The following is an 18,007-nucleotide window of genomic DNA, read 5'->3' on the forward strand; positions in this document are numbered from 1 at the left end:
CCACGCATGCGTTCACTTCGCCGGGTCGCGATTCTGGGCGGCAACCGAATCCCCTTCGCCCGCTCCAACGGCGCCTACGCCACTGCCAGCAACCAGGCGATGCTCACGGTCACCCTGGAGGGCCTGATCGAGCGTTATCGCCTGCACGGGCTGCGCCTGGGCGAAGTGGTGGCGGGCGCCGTGCTCAAGCACTCGCGCGACATGAGCCTCACCCGCGAATGCGTGCTCGGTTCGCGCCTGTCGCCGCAAACGCCGGCCTACGACATCCAGCAAGCCTGCGGTACGGGCCTGGAAGCGGCGCTGTTGGTGGCCAACAAGATTGCCCTGGGGCAAATCGACAGCGGCATTGCCGGCGGCGTCGACACCACATCCGATGCGCCGATCGCGGTCAATGAAGGCCTGCGGCGAATTCTGTTGCAGGCCAACCGAGGCAAGACGCTGGGCGAGCGGCTCAAGCCCTTTGTGCAGATGCGTCCTGGGCATCTGAAGCCTGAGTTGCCACGCAATGGCGAGCCACGCACCGGTCTGTCGATGGGCGAGCATTGCGAGCGCATGGCGCAAACCTGGCAGATCGGCCGCGCCGAGCAGGACGAACTGGCATTGCTCAGCCATCAGCACCTGACGGCTTCCTATGCCGAAGGCTGGCAGGACGACCTGCTGACGCCGTTTTTCGGCCTGACCCGCGACAACAACCTGCGGCCGGACCTGACCCTGGAGCAATTGAGCAAGCTCAAGCCGTCTTTCGACCACAGTGTTCAGGGCACGCTGACGCCAGGTAACTCCACACCGCTGACCGATGGTGCGTCATTGGTGTTGCTGGGCAGCGAGGCGTGGGCCGAGGCCCAGGGATTGCCGGTGCTGGCCTACCTGGTCGATGGCGAAACTGCCGCAGTGGACTTTGTCAGAGGCCAGGACGGCCTGCTGATGGCGCCGGTCTACGCGGTGCCGCGGCTGCTGGCCCGCAATGGCCTGAACCTGCAGGACTTCGACTACTACGAAATCCACGAGGCCTTCGCCGCCCAAGTGCTGTGCACGCTCAAAGCCTGGGAAGATGCCGACTTCTGCCGTGAGCGGCTGGGGCTGGAGGCACCGCTGGGTGCCATCGACCGTAGCAAGCTCAACGTCAAGGGCAGTTCGTTGGCGGCCGGGCACCCGTTTGCGGCGACCGGGGGGCGGATTCTGGCCAACCTGGCCAAGCTGTTGGCCACGGCGGGGAAGGGGCGAGGGCTGATTTCGATTTGCGCGGCGGGTGGGCAAGGCGTGACGGTTATCGTCGAGCGGTAAGTCTCCCGGGCAGTGCGGTGGTAACCTTGCCTGCTGAAAACTACAAGAAACCACTATGTCGACTGTCGGACATCCCCGCGCCATCCCCGCTCTGGACCATCTGCCCAGGCCGCTGTATGCCCGCGCCGAAAGCCTGGGCGCGGGCTCCTGGACTACCCGCCACCACCATGACTGGGTGCAATTCTCGTATGCCATCAGTGGCGTATTGGGTGTGTATACCCGTGACGGCAGTTATTTCGCGCCGCCGCAGTGGGGGGTGTGGATTCCAGCGGATGCCGAGCACGAAGTGGTCACCTCCGGGCAAGCCGAGATGCGCAGCCTGTACGTGCGCCGCGATGCCTGCCCATGGGCTTCGGCGCATTGCCGTGTGCTTGAGGTGACGCCGCTGGCGCGCGAGCTGATCAAGGCGTTCTGCCTGTTCCCGGTGCATTACCCGGAAGGCGACAGCAACGAAGCCCGCTTGGTTGGGGTGCTGCTCGATCAGTTGCGCACCTTGCCCGAGGTTGGGTTTTCTCTGCCGCTGCCACGCCACCCAGGGTTGCTGGCACTGTGCAACGGCCTGATTGCCGCGCCGGATCAGCAGCAGACGCTGCAGCAGTGGTCACTGGAACTAGGCTGTTCGGAGAAGACCCTGATGCGCCTGTTCCAGCGTGAAACCGGGCTGAGCTTCCGAAACTGGCGCCAGCGCATGCGGCTGCTGTCGTCGCTGGCATTGCTTGAGGCCGGGGAAAGTGTGACAGAGGCGGCGTTGGGCTGTGGTTATGATTCGACCTCAGCTTACATCGCCGCCTTCAAGCAGTTGTTTGGCTCAACTCCAGGTGAACTGAAGCTGTAGATCAGGTCCGGAAGCGCCGCACCAGCGCATCCAGCTCGTTGGACAACCCGGCCAGGCTCTGCGAATCCTGTCGCGCCGCCTGGGCCAGATCGGCCACCAGCTGCGCATCGCCATGAATCTGGCTGATATGGCGATTGATGTCCTCGGCCACCTGGTGCTGTTCTTCCGCCGCCGTGGCGATCTGCGTGTTCATGTCGCGGATGATGTCCACCGACTCGCGGATCTGGCCAAAGCTGTCGCGGGCCAGGCCAATGCGGCTGACCGACTGCTGCGACACTTCAAGGCTGGCATGCATCTGCTCGGCCACTTCGGCAGTGCGGTTGGCAAGATTGCCGAGCAAGCCATCGATCTCGGCGGTGGAATCGGCGGTACGCTTGGCCAAGGCCCGCACCTCGTCGGCAACCACGGCAAAGCCACGACCCTGTTCGCCTGCGCGGGCCGCCTCGATCGCCGCGTTCAGCGCCAGCAAATTGGTTTGTTCGGCAATTGACCGAATGGTGCCGAGGATCGACTGGATGGCGTTGCTGTCGCGCTCCAGTTGTTGGATCGACTGCGCCGACTGTTCGATTTCCTGGCTCAGCCGGTCGACGCTGTTCACCGCCGCATCGATCTGCTGCTGGCCTTCACGGGCCTGCTGCTGGCCGCTGTCGGCCGACTGCGCGGCCTGGCTGCAGGAGCGGGCGACCTCGTTGGCGGTGGCGACCATTTCGTGGAAGGCGGTAGAGACCATGTCCACGGCCTCACGCTGGCGCCCGGCGGCCTCGGCCATATCGCCGGAAACCTGGGTCGAGCGGGTGGAGGTGGCGAGGATGTTGCCGGCAGCCGCGCCGATGTGCTGGATCAGGCTGCGGATGGCGCCGAGGAACTGGTTGAACCAGCTGGCCAGTTGCGCGGTTTCGTCGCGGCCACGCACGTCGAGGTTGCGGGTCAGGTCGCCTTCGCCCTGGGCGATGTCTTCCAGGCCGCTGGAGACACTGTTGATCGGGCGCACGATGAGCTTGGCGAAAGCGGCGCCAACCACGGCGAACAAGGCGGCGAGAATCAGCGCGATGCTGCCCACCAGCCAGGTCAGACGGGTGGTGGTCTGCATCACTTCGCTTTGCTGGATCAGGCCGATGAAGGTCCAACCGAGCTTCTCGTCGGGATAGATGTTGGCCATGTAGCGCACGCCGCCGAGCTCGACTTCGACCAAACCTTTGCCGGCCTTGGCCAGCTCTGCGTAGCCGTCACCGAAGCTGGCCAGCTGCTTGAAGTTATGGCTGGCATCGCGTGGGTCGACCATCACGTTGCCGTTGTTTTCCATGAGCATCAGGTAGCCGCTTTCGCCCAGTTTGATCTGCTTGACGATTTCGGTCAGGCCCTTGAGGGAGACGTCGATGTTCACCACACCACCTGGGTTACCCAATTGGTTGGCCACGGCGCGCACCGTGCTGACCAACACGGCGTCGTCGGCGGCCCAGTAGTAGGCGCCGGTGCGCAGCGTCTTGCCGGGGTTGGCCATGGCCAGCTGATACCAGGGGCGCGGGCGCGGGTCGTAATTGGTGAACTTCTGGCCGGCGGGCCAGCCGACGTAGCCACCGTCACTGACTCCGTAGGAAACGTAGGCATAACCAGGGTGGGATTCTGCCAGGCGGGTGAAGAATTCCAGCAGTTGCTTGTCCTGCTCGCCCAGCTCGTAGGAAGGGTTGGCGCTCATGAACTTGTTCAGGTTGCTGCCCGTGGCGGCGACCATCGGCTGCGAAGCCAGGTAGGCGACGTTCTGGTCGATGCCCTGGAAGAAGATATCCATCGCGTTGCTGACCTGGCGGATTTCCCGGCTGCTGCTGTCGAGAAAGCCTTCGCGGGCTTCACCCCGCAAGTTGATGACCACCAGCGTGGCCACGAGGACGATGGGCAACGCGGCAATCACCGCGAAGGCCCAGGTCAGTTTCTGTTTGATGTTCATCGACGCTCCCGGAATTATTTTTTTCGATACGCGAGGCAGGTACATCTGCATCGGCATCGTCCGGATTTTTTTGAGCGCAAATGCCCGTAATCATTGAGCGAAGTCGCATTTGGTGACTATTCGGTCGGGTTTAGGCTAATACGGCATACCAAAAGGCTGGCGGCGTGTTCGACTTCGTCAGTGGCAGCACTCGCCGCCGTTCGCCAGGTCTTTGAGAATCGGGCAGTCAGGCCGGTCGTTGCCCTTGCAGTGGGCAACCAGTTCGCTCAGCGTGTCACGCAGGCTTACCAGTTCCTCGATGCGCCGGTTCAGCTCATCGATGTGCTGCAAGGCCAGCGCCTTGACGTCGGCACTGGCGCGTTGCCGGTCCTGCCAGAGGGTCAGCAGCTTGCCCACTTCCTCCAGCGAAAACCCCAAATCGCGTGAGCGCTTGATGAAGGCCAGGCTGTGCAGGTCTTCCGGCTGGTACAGGCGGTAGCCGCTGTCGCTGCGGGTGGCTGGCTTGAGCAGGCCGATGGACTCGTAATAGCGGATCATCTTGGTGCTGAGCCCGCTGCGGCGGGCGGCCTGGCCGATGTTCATGGGGCCTCCTGCGAGGTGCTGGTGGGTTTCCAGGTTTTCAGCCACAGGGCATTGCTCACCACGCTGACGCTGGACAGCGCCATGGCGGCGCCGGCGAGGACCGGGTTGAGATAGCCCAGCGCGGCCAGAGGGATGCCGACGAGGTTGAAGATAAAGGCCCAGAACAGGTTCTGGCGAATTTTCGCATAGGTCTTGCGGCTGATTTCCAGGGCGGCCGGTACCAGGCGCGGGTCGCCGCGCATCAAGGTGATGCCGGCGGCCTGCATGGCCACATCGGTGCCGCCGCCCATGGCGATGCCGATGTCGGCGGCGGCCAGGGCCGGGGCATCGTTGATGCCGTCGCCGACCATCGCCACCACGCCGTCCTTTTTCAGCTCGGCCACGGTGGCGGCCTTGTCGGCGGGCAGCACTTCGGCGTGTACGTCGTCGATGCCGAGGGCCTCGGCCACCACCTTGGCGCTGCCACGGTTGTCACCGGTCAGCAGGTGGCTGCTGATGCGTTGCTGGTGCAGGGCAGTGATCGCCTGTCCGGCACCGGGCTTGAGGCTGTCACCGAAGGCGAACAGACCGATGACTCGGGGCTGCGCGCCACGCTTGATGAGCCATGACAGGGTACGACCTTCGGCCTCCCAGGCATCGGCTTTGCTGGCCAAGTCTCCGGGCTGCAAGCCGCTTTCGTCGAGCAGGCGGCGGTTGCCCAGCGCCAGGTCGCGGCCTTCCACAAGGCCTGCGATACCCCGCCCAGTCAGCGACTGGCTGTTGGCCACATCGGGAACAATCAGGCCTTGCTCGCTGCAGGCCTCCAGTACGGCCTTGGCCAATGGATGTTCGCTGCCGCGTTGCAAGGCCCCGGCGAGGCGATGCAGCTCGCCGGTATCACCCGTCACGGCCTGGCTATGCACCACACGCGGCCTGCCGGAGGTGAGCGTGCCGGTCTTGTCGAACACCACACGGTTCACCGCATGGGCGCGCTCCAATGCTTCTGCGTCCTTGATCAGGATGCCGTGACGTGCCGCGACTCCGGTTCCGGCCATGATCGCTGCTGGCGTGGCAAGGCCCAGGGCACAAGGGCAGGCAATTACCAATACGGCAACGGCGTTGATCAGCGCGGTCTCCAGCGGCGCGCCGGCCAGCCACCAGCCGACGAGGGTGATCAAGGCGATGACCAGCACGGCCGGGACGAATACCTGGCTGACCCGGTCCACCAGTTTCTGGATCGGCGCCTTGGCCGCCTGGGCGTCCTCGACCAGGCGGATGATCCGGGCCAGCACAGTCTCGGTGCCCAAAGCCTGGGTGCGTATCAGCAGGCGGCCTTCGCCGTTGATGGCGCCACCCGTCACGCTGTCGCCGGGCTGCTTGGGTACCGGCAGGCTCTCGCCGCTGATCAGGGCTTCGTCGGCGTGGCTGCTGCCTTCTTCCACTTCGCCATCGACCGGGAAGCGCTCACCGGGTTTGACCAGCACCAGGTCACCAAGCCGCAGTTGGGCAATTGCGACATCTTCCTCACGGCCATCGACCAGCCGGACTGCGCGTTCGGGGCGCAGCGCTTCGAGCGCGCGGATGGCACTGGCGGTCTGGCGTTTGGCGCGGCTTTCCAGGTATTTGCCCAGCAGCACCAGGGCGATGACCACCGCCGATGCTTCGAAGTACAGGTGCGGGGTTGTGCCGGCCGGGGCCTGGCCCCACTGGTACAGGCTCAGGCCGTAACCCGCGCTGGTGCCCAGTGCCACCAGCAGGTCCATGTTGCCGGCACCGGCGCGCACGGCCTTGTAGGCCGCCACATAAAAGCGTGCGCCAAGAATGAACTGCACCGGTGTGGCCAACAGGAATTGTGCCCAGGCCGGCAACATCCAGTGCAGGCCGAACGGCTGTACGACCATCGGCAGTACCAGTGGCAGGGCCAGTATCAAGGCGGCAGCGACCGCCAGGCGCTCTTTATGCAGGCGGCGCTGAGCCTCTTGTTGGTCGTCGTTGGCCAACTGCGGCAGGCTGGCGCTGTAGCCGGCTTTCTCGACAGCGTCGATCAGCGTGCTGTCATCCAGCGCTTTCAATACCTCCAGATGGGCGCGTTCGCTGGCCAGGTTGACGCTGACTTGTTCGACGCCTGGCAGTTTGCCGAGGGCGCGTTCGACACGGCCGACGCAGCTGGCGCAGGTCATGCCGCCGATCTGCAACTCCACGGTGCGGGTCGGCACGCCGTAGCCCGCGTCACGCACGGCGTCGACCAGGGCGGGCAGGCTGCCGGCCGGGGCCTGGACCCGGGCCTGTTCGGTGGCGAGATTGACGCTGACGTGGTCAGCGCCGCTGACCTTGCGCAGGGCGCGCTCGACGCGGCCGGCACAGCTGGCGCAGGTCATGCCGGAGATCGGCAGGTCGAAAGTGGTGGATGCAGGCATGGGCTCTCCTCCTTGGACAGGCCTTCAGCATCAACCTTGCCATGTGGGGAAGGTCAATACCCCAGATTGGCGCGTTTGAGCTCCAGCCCATTGTGGCCCATGGCAATGCGGTATTTGCTGATCTGGCCCGCCCGCAGGGTCAGCCGGGTGCTGCGCTGGTCCTCGATGCCGGGGGCGCAACCGGGCATCTGCCCTGGCAGCAGACGCAAACGTACATCGACCGGGCCGGGCGGCAGGTTGAACGAAGTCGACTGCTCCTGGAACACGCGCCCGGAAAGCTGATCGTTGAGGTACACGCCGATTTCACAACTGGTGGCTACTTCCAGGCGCTCCCGCGAAATGATCAGCACGCTGTAGTCCGAGTTGCCCTCGGCGCTGGCCGGTGGCACAACGGCCAGTGCGGCCAATAGCCCGACTACGCTCACTGCTGCCCTGAACATGAAGTATCTCCTGCTTGCCAAATCGTCAAAGGCGCAGCTTGGCCGAGGTTTGCATGGATTTCCAGCCCGGCCGTTGCAGTCAGAACTTGACCTTGCCCCGATGGCAAGCTTGAAACTGCGCAAAACCCTGAAGGAGGTGCTACCGATGCAAGTGTTCAATGTACAAGGCATGACCTGTGGCCATTGCGTGAAAGCGGTGACCCGCGCGGTGCAGGAGCAGGACGCAACGGCTCAAGTCGAAGTCGACCTGGCGGGCAAGCAGGTGCGTGTGCAAAGCACGCTGGCTGCCGAGCAACTGCTGGCGGCGATACGTGACGAGGGCTATCAGGCCGAAGTGGCGTGAGGCCAGGGGCCGCTTGGCGGCCCTGTATTGTTGCAAATGTTTTCATACTGATGGCGTCCACTGCAGGTAGACTTGTGCGCTTGCTTAGCCTGCTATGGATTCCTGATGAACCTGAGAATGGTGCTGATCCTGGGTGCACTCAGTGCGTTCGGGCCCTTGGCGATCGACTTCTACCTGCCCGCCTTCCCGGCAATGGCGCAGGCGTTCGCCACCGATGAAAAACATGTCCAGACCACACTGGCTGCCTATTTCCTCGGCCTGTCGCTCGGGCAACTGGCTTACGGGCCGGTGGCCGACCGCTTTGGCCGGCGCATTCCGCTGCTGTTTGGCGTCGGCCTGTTTACCTTGGCCTCATTGGCCTGCGCCTACGCGCCCAACCTCGACACACTGATCCTGGCGCGCTTCGTTCAGGCGCTGGGCGGGTGCGCCGGCATGGTGTTGTCGCGGGCGATCGTCAGCGACAAATGCGACCCGGTGGCCTCGGCCAAGGTGTTCTCGCAATTGATGCTGGTGATGGGGCTGGCGCCGATTCTCGCGCCGATGCTCGGTGGGGTACTGGTGAACCTGGCCGGGTGGCAGTCGATCTTCCTGGCCTTGAGCCTGTTCAGTGCTGCCTGTCTGGTTGCGGTCGGGCTGGGATTACCTGAGAGCTTGCCCGCGTATATGCCGCGCCAGCCGCTCTCGGGCGCTTTACGTCAATACTTGCGGCTTTTCGCTGACCGCGTGTTCGTGGGGCATGCACTGACGGGGGGAATTGCCATTGCCGGGATGTTTGCCTACATCGCCGGGTCTCCTTTCGTATTTATCAAGCTTTACGGAGTACCCGCTGAGCATTACGGCTGGCTGTTCGGCACTAACGCAGCGGGGTTCATTCTCGTTGCGCAACTCAATGCACGCCTGCTGGCCAAGCGGGGCCCGGCGTTCCTGCTGGTGCGTGCAGTCTGGCTGTACCTTGCGGCGGGGCTGGTATTGCTCGGTGTGGCCGCAATGCGCCCGGCGCAACTGTGGCCATTGCTGGTACCGCTGTTCGTCTGCATTGCCAGCCTGGGCTGCATCATTCCCAATGCTTCGGCGTGTGCCATGAGCGGGCAGGGCGCACGGGCCGGCAGCGCCTCGGCCTTGATGGGCTGCCTGCAGTTCAGCGTCGCCGCAGGCGCGGCGGCGTTGGTGGGCGTGCTGCATGACGGCAGTGCTGTGCCAATGACTTTGGTTATCAGCTTGTGCGGGGCACTGGTGGTCAGTGTCGCGCTGCTGACCCGGCGTTTGCAGGCCAGGCGTTCGGCATAAGCGAGTGGGGTGCCTGCAGGCGCGTTTCCAGCGTGGCGACGAAGGCGCGTGCTTCGGCCTCGCTGCGGAAACTGACCACATGCTGGTCAAGCCTCACCTGCCAGGGGCAGTTGGGGTTGCGGTTCGACGCACTGACGACAATCTTCATCGCGGCATACCTCCGAACGGTGGGGATAGCGGATCAAGTGTAGCGCTGCGGTCACCCGACGCCACGGCTTGAATGAGTGTCCTGACTGGCGGTCGGGATGCCGTTTGCAAGCGTATCTGAAACACCCAGATGCAAAATTTGAGCAGGTGCGGAAGCTTCGTTTTCTTTTGCGTGATTTTTAGGCTTCCCCTGTGGGCAGAATCTCAGATGTCCCGGGGGTACGATTCCTATTGCGTCGCCGCTTCCCAGTTGCTTACGGCCTTTTTGCCCTTCACCGCACATTCTGCCTGCCTATGCAAATAGTGCGAGGGTCGCCCTACCCATGCCTGTTTCAGGGCATCCGCCTACGGGCTTGGCTGCCGGAGAGATGGATCTTGCGGCTTATACTGGCGCAAGTGTCAGGCCGGCAGCTGCTGGGGTGGCAATCGGCGTTGCCAAGGTTGGCCAGTGAAAATCACATGGGGTTTTGCAGGGAGTTGAAGGGGCATGAATACAGTCAGCAGTATCAGTCAGATCGCCGGCCTGATGGCCGACCCCAAGCGCAGCGCAATGTTATGGGCGTTGATTGATGGCATGCCGCGGCCGACCGATGAGCTGGCGGTGATGACCGGGTTGACGTCATCTTCAGCCTGCGCCCACCTGTCGTTGTTGTCTTCGGCAGGCCTGCTCAGGCTGGAAGCGCGTGGGCGCAAACGCTACTTCAGGCTGGCTACACCTCAGGTAGGAGCGGCAGTAGAAGCTCTGGCCAGCGTGCAGCTTGGGCGCATCAAGGGCGGGCAAGCAACGCCATTGCAACTGCCGATGTCGATGCGCCGGGCCCGTCGTTGTGGCGATCACCTGGGGGGGGAGCTGGCGGGTGAGTTGTATCACCGGCTGGTGGTTGCGGGCTGGTTGGAGGGTAACGAGCAGCAGCTGATGGTCAGCGAGGAAGGGCGCGTGCAATTGGCGGCTTTTGGTGTCTACATCGATGCTCTGGCACCGCGTCAGAAACGCGGCTGCGTGATCTGCCATTGCAACGAGTGGAGTGATCAAGGGCCGCACCTGGGGGGGAGTCTGGGCGAGGCTTTGCTCAAGCTTTTCCTGCAGTCAGGCTGGATTCGTGAAGCCGAGGATACACGTGCGTTGCAGATCACTGCACTGGGTGTACAGCAGATCAACCGCATTGCCCGCTTACCGGCGTTGCAGATGGGGTGACTGCAACGCCGTATCGGGTCAGACCAAACGGGCGTCCAGGCTATTCTGAGCCAGTCGTCGAGCTTGGTCTTCGGTCATGCCCAGGTGGGTGTGCAAGGCATGGAAGTTCTCGGTCACGTAGCCGCCGAAGTAGGCCGGGTCGTCCGAGTTCACCGTTACCTTCACGCCACGTTCGAGCATGTCGAGGATGTTGTGTTGGCTCATGTGGTCGAACACGCAGAGCTTGGTGTTGGACAAGGGGCACACGGTGAGCGGGATCTGCTCGTCGATGATCCGCTGCATCAGGCGTTCGTCTTCAATGGCACGTACGCCATGGTCGATACGCTTGATCTTGAGCAGGTCCAGGGCTTCCCAGATGTACTCGGGCGGGCCCTCCTCGCCGGCATGGGCCACTGCGACGAAGCCTTCGCTGCGGGCGCGGTCGAAGACGCGCTGGAACTTGCTCGGCGGGTGGCCTTTTTCAGAGCTGTCCAGGCCCACAGCGATGAACGCGTCGCGGAAGGGCAGGGCCTGATCGAGGGTCTTCTGGGCCTCGTCTTCACTCAGGTGGCGCAGGAAGCTCAGGATCAGCCCGCTGCTGATACCCAGTTGTTCACGGCCATCTTTGAGTGCCTTGTCGATGCCGTTGAGCACGACTTCGAACGGGATGCCGCGGTCGGTGTGAGTTTGCGGGTCGAAGAAGGGTTCGGTGTGGATGACGTTCTGCGCCTTGCAGCGCTGCAGGTAGGCCCAGGTCAGGTCGTAGAAGTCCTGCTCGGTGCGCAGCACGTCCGCGCCTTGGTAATAGAGGTCGAGGAATTCTTGCAGGTTGTTGAAGGCATAGGCACTGCGCAGGGCTTCGACGTCGTTCCAGGGCAGGGCGATCTTGTTGCGCTCGGCGAGGGCGAACAACAACTCGGGTTCCAGTGAACCTTCGAGGTGCAGGTGCAGTTCGGCCTTGGGCAGGGCATTGAGCCAGTCATACATAGGGGATGTCTCGAATCAGGTACGGTTGCCGCCATTCTACAGGGCCTGGCCGGGCATTGCGCCCGGCTGGTCGCTAATCGGCTCACCAGGTGAGCGACTCGCCCTTGTAGTTGATGAAGCGCAGGCCGCCGTTGCCGCTCTGTTCATTGATCTGGTCGAGCATGCCGCGGGTGCTGGTGTGGACATCGATTTCAGCATTCTCACCGCCCATGTCGGTTTTCACCCAGCCGGGGTGCATGGCCAGCACGCACAGGTCGGGGCGCTGCAGGTCGACGACGAAACTGTTGATCATCGAGTTCAGTGCGGCCTTGCTGGCTTTGTACAGGCAGATTTCGCCGCCGTCGGGGATGGTCACGCTGCCCAGGATCGAGCTCATGAATGCCAGCACCCCGCTGCCCTCGCGGATCTGGCCGGCCAGGCGTCGGGCGACACGGATCGGCGCCACGGCATTGGTCATGAACAGGCTGCCGATGTCCGTGGGTTGCACGGTTTCAATGTCTTGCGGAAGAGGGCCCATGACCCCGGCATTGACGAACACCAGGTCGAAAACCTGGCCATTCAAGCGCTGCTTCAGTCCGTCGAGTTGCGCGGTGTCATTCATTTCCAGCTGTTCAATGTGGACACCAGGCACATCTTTCAGGTCGCCGGGGTTCTTGGGGTCACGAACCGTGGCAGTGATGTTCCAGCCGTCCTCCCGCAGACGTTGTACCAAACCCAAACCAAGCCCGCGGGAGGCGCCGATGATGAGGGCAGTTCTTGAAGTTGCCATTGGAACATTCCTTTATCGGTGTTGAGAAAAGGAAGCCAGCATACTGCAGGCTGTGGATATACGCCCAGATTGCGCCTGCCTAAAAAATGATCACTTGCGTTTGGCCTTGCGCAGACGGGCGCTTCGCTGGTTGGCTAACGGGTTATCCACAGGATGGTCCACAGTTAATGTGTGCAATGTGGGCCTAAGTGGCAACGACCTCTGCTTGAGACACTGGGGATAACTCTCAACGACTCAGTACTTTACGGCTGTCATCAAACAGTGATCAAAATATGCTCAAAGCGCTACAAGCCTTGATCAGCAAGGGCCGCAACAGAGTGCCCCAAGCTTATCCACAGGCAGGCCCACAGTTGTTGTGAGCAACCTTCAGCAGGCCTCCAGGAGAATCCGACCACGGCTGATGTCTGCCAGTTGCTGCTGGAGCACACCAATATGCGCCTGGCCAACAGCAATCTGCAGGTCTACCCCATTGGCGGTGAACTGTTCGTCCAGCACCAGGCCATCGACTTCGGCCAAACGCAACTTCACCAGCGCCAATTCGCTGAAACTGCAGCTACAGCAATACTCGCTACGTTGCACCAGCAGCCTTTTCGGTGCCTGCTGCAGGCACTTGTTGGCACCGCCGCCATAAGCCCGGGCCAAACCGCCGGTGCCCAGCTGAATGCCGCCGTACCAGCGAATCACCAACACCACCACCTGGTCGCAGTCCTGGGCTTCTATGGCGGCCAGGATCGGCCTGCCGGCCGTGCCGCCAGGCTCGCCGTCATCGCTGCTGCGGTATTGTCCGCCCAGTTTCCAGGCCCAGCAGTTGTGAGTGGCCGCCAGGTCGCTATGGCGTTCGATGAAGCTCATCGCTTCGGCGGCGCTGGCGATAGGGCCGGCGAACGTAATGAAACGGCTCTTGCGGATTTCCTCGCGAAACTCGCAGAGGTCGAGCAGGGTAGAAGGCATAAATAGAAGTCAGGCATTCGGCTTGATGCCGCACCCCTTGAGGATGATGTGGATAAGGTTGTTGCTCGCGTCTTCCATGTCCTGCTTGGTCAGGCGGCTGCGGCCGGTGACCTGGCAGATCTGAGTGGCGAAGTCGGCGTAGTGCTGGGTGCTGCCCCACAGCAGGAAAATCAGGTGTACCGGGTCGACCGGATCCATCTTGCCCGCTTCGATCCAGGCCTGGAACACCGCAGCCCGGCCTCGGAACCACTCGCGGTAGTCGGCGCTGAAGTATTCGGTCAGGCAGGTGCCGCCGCTGATCACCTCCATGGCGAAGATGCGTGAGGCCTGCGGATTGCGCCGGGAAAATTCCATTTTGGTGCGGATGTACTGGCTCAGCGCGGCAGCGGGGTCGTCCTCGACGCTCAAGGCGTTGAAGGTGCTGTCCCACAGTTCGATGATGTTGCTCAGCACGGCGATGTACAGGCCGAGCTTATTGGTGAAGTAATAATGCAGGTTGGCCTTGGGCAAGCCGGCTTTCAGCGCGATGGTATTCATGCTGGTGCCCTTGAAGCCGTGGCGGGCGAATTCGTCTTCGGCGGCCTGGATGATGGCCTGTTCGTTCTTCTGACGAATGCGGCCGGCGGGCTTGCCCGAGGCGGGAGGGCGATGCGCAGGGACTTCTAGGGTCATGGACGATTCCGTACGGGTCTGTGGCAACGGATGTCGGACAAGATTACCTGCCTGCGCGCAAGTAACAAGCATTAGCGTCACAAGCAGGCATCAGCGTGTCGCAGCCAGGCTTTCGAGGAAGCTTTCCAGTACCAGGTTTGGCCGTCGGCCTTTGCGCGTTACCCAGCTCAGGCCCAGATCGTAGAAGCGCTGGTCAGGTTTGAGTGCGCGCAGTCGGCCTTGCTGAACCCAAAAGCTGGCGTAGTGGTCAGGCAGGTAGCCGATATAGCGGCCGGTCAGGATCAGAAACGCCATGCCTTCCCGGTCGGACGCGCTGGCGGTGCAGTTCAGCACCTGATAATGGGCCTGGATATCGGCCGGCAAACGGAAGGTCGGCGCAATCGCTTCCTGGCCGTTGAGGCGTTCATCGATGATCTGCTGGTCATCGGCGTAGAACAATGGGTGGCCGACCGCGCAGTAGAGCAGCGAGCGTTCGCTATACAGCGGCTGGTATTCCAGGCCAGAGAGTGGACTGGTCTGTGGCACCACGCCGACATGCAGGCTGCCGTCGAGCACCCCTTGCTCGACCTGGCTGGGCGCGATCATGCGGATCTGGATGCGCACATCCGGGCCTCGGTCCTTCAGCTCGGCCAGGGCATGAGTGATGCGCATGTGCGGCAGCGTCACCAGGTTGTCGGTCAGGCCGATGTTCAGCTCGCCGCGCAAATGCTGGTGCAGGCCATTGACCTCGGTGCGAAACGTTTCCAGCGCACTGAGCAACTGCAGCGCCGAGTGGTAGACCTCGCGGCCTTCTTCAGTCAGCGAAAAACCGGCGCGCCCGCGCTGGCACAGGCGCAGGCCCAGGCGCTGCTCGAGGTCATTCATTTGCTGGCTGATAGCTGAACGGCCGATGCCCAGCACATTCTCGGCGGCCGAGAAGCCACCGCATTCAACTACGCTTCGGTAGATTTTCAGCAGGCGGATGTCGAAATCGCTGACTTGTGCCAGAGGGTCGGGGCGTCGGCTCATAAGTTTAGTCTTGTGCTACCTGAAGATTAGAAATGCAGGCTTTTCCAGACTTTATCCGCATGCCAATTTAGCTGCAACAACAGCCATCGTTGCCTAATCGTCTTTCGAGGAACCGCCGATGAACATGCCCGAAACCGCCACCACCAGTATTGCCAGCCAGCTCAAGCTGGATGCGCACTGGATGCCCTACACCGCCAACCGCAACTTCCATCGCGACCCACGGCTGATCGTGGCAGCCGAGGGCAATTACCTGGTCGACGACAAAGGGCGCAAGATCTTCGACGCCCTGTCGGGTCTGTGGACCTGCGGCGCCGGGCATACCCGCAAGGAGATCGCCGAGGCAGTCTCGCGTCAGCTGAATACCCTGGACTACTCCCCGGCATTCCAGTTCGGCCACCCGCTGTCGTTTCAGCTGGCCGAAAAGATCACCGAGCTGACGCCGGGCGATCTAAATCATGTCTTCTATACCAACTCCGGTTCCGAGTGTGCCGACACCGCGCTGAAAATGGTACGTGCCTATTGGCGCCTTAAAGGGCAGGCCACCAAGACCAAGATTATCGGCCGCGCGCGTGGTTATCACGGTGTGAACATCGCCGGCACCAGCCTGGGCGGCGTCAACGGCAACCGCAAGATGTTTGGCCAGTTGCTCGACGTCGACCACCTGCCGCACACCGTGTTGCCGGTGAACGCCTTCTCCAAGGGCCTGCCGGAAGAGGGCGGTATCGCTCTGGCTGACGAGATGCTCAAGCTGATCGAACTGCACGATGCCTCGAACATCGCGGCCGTAATCGTCGAGCCGCTTGCAGGTTCTGCCGGTGTACTGCCTCCGCCGAAGGGTTATCTGAAACGCCTGCGTGAAATCTGCACCCAGCACAACATCCTGCTGATCTTCGACGAAGTCATCACCGGTTTCGGTCGCATGGGCGCCATGACGGGGGCCGAAGCCTTTGGCGTCACCCCGGACCTGATGTGCATCGCCAAGCAGGTCACCAACGGCGCCATCCCAATGGGCGCGGTGATCGCCAGCAGCGAGATCTACCAGACCTTCATGAACCAGCCGACCCCGGAATATGCCGTGGAATTCCCACACGGCTATACCTACTCGGCGCACCCGGTCGCCTGCGCCGCCGGTATCGCCGCGCTCGACCTGCTGCAGAAGGAAAACCTGGTGCAATCGGCTGCCGAACTGGCACCCCACTTCGAGAAGTTGCTGCACGGGATAAAAGGTACCAAGAACGTCGTCGACATCCGCAACTACGGTCTGGCGGGGGCGATCCAGATCGCTGGCCGCGATGGTGATGCCATCGTCCGCCCCTACGAGGCTGCGATGAAACTGTGGCAAGCCGGCTTCTATGTTCGCTTCGGTGGCGACACCCTGCAATTCGGCCCAACCTTCAATACCCAGCCGCAAGAGCTGGACCGCCTGTTCGACGCGGTCGGTGAAGCGCTGAACAAGGTCGACTGATCTTTCCGAATTTGAGTAAGGCGCGTGAGCCGATTGCGCGCCGGTATCAACCTTCTTTATCTGGAGTTTTCATGAGCATTGTTCAGCACCTGATTCACGGCGAGCTGGTTACCAAGGGTGAGCGCACCGCCGATGTCTTCAACCCGTCGACGGGCCAGGCGGTACGCAAGGTCGAGCTGGCCAGCCGTGCGACCGTGCAGGAAGCGATCGACTCGGCCAAGGCTGCCTTTCCGGCCTGGCGCAATACCCCACCGGCCAAGCGCGCCCAGGTGATGTTCCGCTTCAAGCAACTACTGGAGCAGAACGAAGCCCGCATCTCGCAGATGATCAGCGAAGAGCATGGCAAGACCCTGGAAGATGCCGCTGGCGAACTGAAGCGTGGCATCGAGAACGTCGAGTTTGCCTGCGCGGCGCCTGAAGTGCTGAAGGGCGAGTACAGCCGTAACGTCGGCCCGAACATCGACGCCTGGTCCGACTTCCAGCCGCTGGGCGTGGTGGCCGGTATCACCCCGTTCAACTTCCCGGCCATGGTCCCGCTGTGGATGTACCCGCTGGCCATTGCCTGTGGTAACGCCTTTATCCTGAAACCGTCCGAGCGTGACCCGAGTTCAACTCTGTATATCGCCCAGCTGCTACTGGAGGCCGGGCTGCCGAAGGGCATCCTCAACGTCGTGCATGGCGACAAGGAAGCCGTGGACGCGCTGATCGAAGCGCCAGAGGTGAAGGCGCTGAGCTTCGTCGGCTCGACCCCGATCGCCGAGTACATCTATGCCGAAGGTACCAAGCGCGGCAAGCGTGTTCAGGCTCTGGGCGGCGCGAAGAACCATGCGGTGCTGATGCCTGATGCCGACCTGGATAATGCAGTCAGCGCGCTGATGGGCGCAGCCTACGGTTCTTGCGGCGAGCGCTGCATGGCGATTTCGGTGGCGGTGTGTGTGGGTGACCAGGTTGCCGATGCGCTGATTGCCAAGCTGGAGCCGCAGATCAAGGCCTTGAAAATCGGTGCGGGCACGTCTTGTGGCCTGGACATGGGCCCGCTGGTAACGGCAGCTGCCCGAGACAAAGTGGTCGGCTACATCGATGATGGTGTCGCAGCCGGCGCCAGGCTGGTGGTGGATGGCCGTGGCTTGCGTGTTGCAGGTAACGAAGATGGTTACTTCGTCGGTGGCACCTTGTTCGACAAGGTGACCCCTGAAATGCGTATATATAAAGAAGAGATCTTCGGCCCAGTACTGTGCGTGGTGCGTGTGAACAGCCTCGAGCAGGCCATGCAACTGATCAATGATCACGAGTATGGCAACGGCACCTGCATCTTCACCCGTGACGGTGAGGCCGCGCGGCTGTTCTGTGACGAAATCGAAGTGGGTATGGTCGGCGTCAACGTGCCGTTGCCGGTGCCGGTGGCTTATCACAGCTTTGGTGGCTGGAAGCGCTCGCTGTTTGGTGACCTGCATGCATATGGTCCGGATGGTGTGCGCTTCTATACGCGTCGCAAAGCGATTACCCAACGCTGGCCGCAACGTGCCAGCCATGAGGCATCGCAGTTCGCGTTCCCTAGTCTTTAAGGGATGAGATGAAGCGGGGAGGCCGGCAGGCCTCCCCGCTTTGTTTTTCAGCAATATGAAGCTTTCTTGAAATTAAGCCTTGACGCACTTTCGAATCCCCTTATAATGCGCCCCACTTCCAGCGACATCGGAACGACAAACTCCTTGAAATTCAATG

Annotated in this window: 17 protein-coding genes and 1 pseudogene; 7 read left to right on the plus strand and 11 right to left on the minus strand. The window is 62.3% G+C overall.

What is annotated here, in order from left to right; genetic code table 11:
• Positions 1-6 precede the first annotated feature (6 nt).
• Positions 7-1,284 (plus strand): acetyl-CoA C-acetyltransferase, encoded by a 1,278-nt coding sequence (locus ACIQUF_RS19655; RefSeq protein WP_403134397.1) that lies wholly within the window; start codon positions 7-9, stop codon positions 1,282-1,284.
• A 55-nt stretch (positions 1,285-1,339) separates the two neighbouring features.
• On the plus strand, positions 1,340-2,119 hold the full coding sequence (locus ACIQUF_RS19660) for an AraC family transcriptional regulator (protein WP_403134400.1): 780 nt from the start codon (positions 1,340-1,342) through the stop codon (positions 2,117-2,119).
• A 1-nt stretch (position 2,120) separates the two neighbouring features.
• On the opposite strand, the gene ACIQUF_RS19665 is transcribed toward ACIQUF_RS19660, so the two are convergent.
• The 5 genes and pseudogenes from ACIQUF_RS19665 to ACIQUF_RS19685 form a co-directional block, all read right to left on the minus strand.
• Complete coding sequence (locus ACIQUF_RS19665; RefSeq protein ID WP_403134495.1) at positions 2,121-2,888, minus strand: methyl-accepting chemotaxis protein; 768 nt, start codon at positions 2,886-2,888, stop codon at positions 2,121-2,123.
• 90 nt (positions 2,889-2,978) lie between these two features.
• Positions 2,979-4,121: pseudogene (locus tag ACIQUF_RS19670) on the minus strand (sensor histidine kinase); the annotation flags it as partial.
• Between the two features lie 120 nt (positions 4,122-4,241).
• Positions 4,242-4,646 carry a Cu(I)-responsive transcriptional regulator gene (cueR, locus tag ACIQUF_RS19675; RefSeq protein ID WP_403134403.1) on the minus strand — a complete coding sequence of 135 codons (405 nt, stop codon included), beginning with the start codon at positions 4,644-4,646 and terminating at the stop codon, positions 4,242-4,244.
• A complete protein-coding gene (locus ACIQUF_RS19680) occupies positions 4,643-7,042 on the minus strand; it encodes a heavy metal translocating P-type ATPase (protein ID WP_403134406.1) in 2,400 nt (799 codons plus the stop codon). The genes cueR and ACIQUF_RS19680 overlap by 4 nt, the downstream gene beginning before the upstream one ends.
• Positions 7,043-7,095: 53 nt before the next feature.
• On the minus strand, positions 7,096-7,482 hold the full coding sequence (locus ACIQUF_RS19685) for a hypothetical protein (protein WP_403134409.1): 387 nt from the start codon (positions 7,480-7,482) through the stop codon (positions 7,096-7,098).
• 145 nt (positions 7,483-7,627) lie between these two features.
• On the opposite strand from ACIQUF_RS19685, the gene ACIQUF_RS19690 reads away from it, so the two are divergent.
• Positions 7,628-7,825, plus strand: a complete 198-nt coding sequence (locus ACIQUF_RS19690) for a heavy-metal-associated domain-containing protein (protein WP_403134411.1) — start codon at positions 7,628-7,630, stop codon at positions 7,823-7,825.
• Between the two features lie 105 nt (positions 7,826-7,930).
• Positions 7,931-9,112: a multidrug effflux MFS transporter gene (locus ACIQUF_RS19695; RefSeq protein WP_403134414.1), complete on the plus strand. Its 1,182-nt coding sequence runs from the start codon at positions 7,931-7,933 to the stop codon at positions 9,110-9,112.
• Here the strand turns inward: ACIQUF_RS19695 and ACIQUF_RS19700 are convergent.
• Positions 9,063-9,260 (minus strand): hypothetical protein, encoded by a 198-nt coding sequence (locus tag ACIQUF_RS19700; protein WP_403134416.1) that lies wholly within the window; start codon positions 9,258-9,260, stop codon positions 9,063-9,065. The two genes, ACIQUF_RS19695 and ACIQUF_RS19700, sit on opposite strands and share 50 nt — an antisense overlap.
• Before the next feature lie 486 nt (positions 9,261-9,746).
• Between ACIQUF_RS19700 and ACIQUF_RS19705 the strand changes: the two genes are divergently transcribed.
• Positions 9,747-10,454, plus strand: a complete 708-nt coding sequence (locus ACIQUF_RS19705) for a transcriptional regulator (RefSeq protein ID WP_403134419.1) — start codon at positions 9,747-9,749, stop codon at positions 10,452-10,454.
• Positions 10,455-10,472: 18 nt separating this feature from the next.
• Here ACIQUF_RS19705 and ACIQUF_RS19710 read toward each other — a convergent pair whose 3' ends face one another.
• The 5 genes from ACIQUF_RS19710 to ACIQUF_RS19730 all read right to left on the minus strand — a co-directional run bounded on the left by ACIQUF_RS19710 (position 10,473) and on the right by ACIQUF_RS19730 (position 14,820).
• The gene (locus ACIQUF_RS19710; RefSeq protein WP_403134422.1) at positions 10,473-11,420 is read right to left on the minus strand and encodes an adenosine deaminase; all 948 of its coding nucleotides are present in this window, start codon (positions 11,418-11,420) and stop codon (positions 10,473-10,475) included.
• A gap of 82 nt (positions 11,421-11,502) precedes the next feature.
• The gene (locus ACIQUF_RS19715) at positions 11,503-12,189 is read right to left on the minus strand and encodes an SDR family oxidoreductase (protein ID WP_403134424.1); all 687 of its coding nucleotides are present in this window, start codon (positions 12,187-12,189) and stop codon (positions 11,503-11,505) included.
• Between the two features lie 366 nt (positions 12,190-12,555).
• A complete protein-coding gene (locus tag ACIQUF_RS19720) occupies positions 12,556-13,140 on the minus strand; it encodes an IMPACT family protein (protein WP_403134426.1) in 585 nt (194 codons plus the stop codon).
• Between the two features lie 9 nt (positions 13,141-13,149).
• Positions 13,150-13,812, minus strand: a complete 663-nt coding sequence (locus ACIQUF_RS19725) for a TetR/AcrR family transcriptional regulator (RefSeq protein ID WP_403134428.1) — start codon at positions 13,810-13,812, stop codon at positions 13,150-13,152.
• Between the two features lie 90 nt (positions 13,813-13,902).
• Entirely contained in the window at positions 13,903-14,820 is a 918-nt protein-coding gene (locus ACIQUF_RS19730; protein WP_403134430.1) for a LysR family transcriptional regulator, read from the minus strand.
• Positions 14,821-14,938: 118 nt separating this feature from the next.
• Here ACIQUF_RS19730 and ACIQUF_RS19735 point away from each other — a divergent pair, with 118 nt between their 5' ends.
• On the plus strand, positions 14,939-16,285 hold the full coding sequence (locus tag ACIQUF_RS19735; protein ID WP_403134433.1) for an aspartate aminotransferase family protein: 1,347 nt from the start codon (positions 14,939-14,941) through the stop codon (positions 16,283-16,285).
• Positions 16,286-16,356: 71 nt separating this feature from the next.
• Positions 16,357-17,850 (plus strand): CoA-acylating methylmalonate-semialdehyde dehydrogenase, encoded by a 1,494-nt coding sequence (locus tag ACIQUF_RS19740; RefSeq protein WP_403134435.1) that lies wholly within the window; start codon positions 16,357-16,359, stop codon positions 17,848-17,850.
• Positions 17,851-18,007: the final 157 nt, after the last annotated feature.

Origin of the sequence: Pseudomonas sp. NPDC090233, from assembly GCF_044772285.1 — a bacterium.
GTDB lineage: Bacteria > Pseudomonadota > Gammaproteobacteria > Pseudomonadales > Pseudomonadaceae > Aquipseudomonas.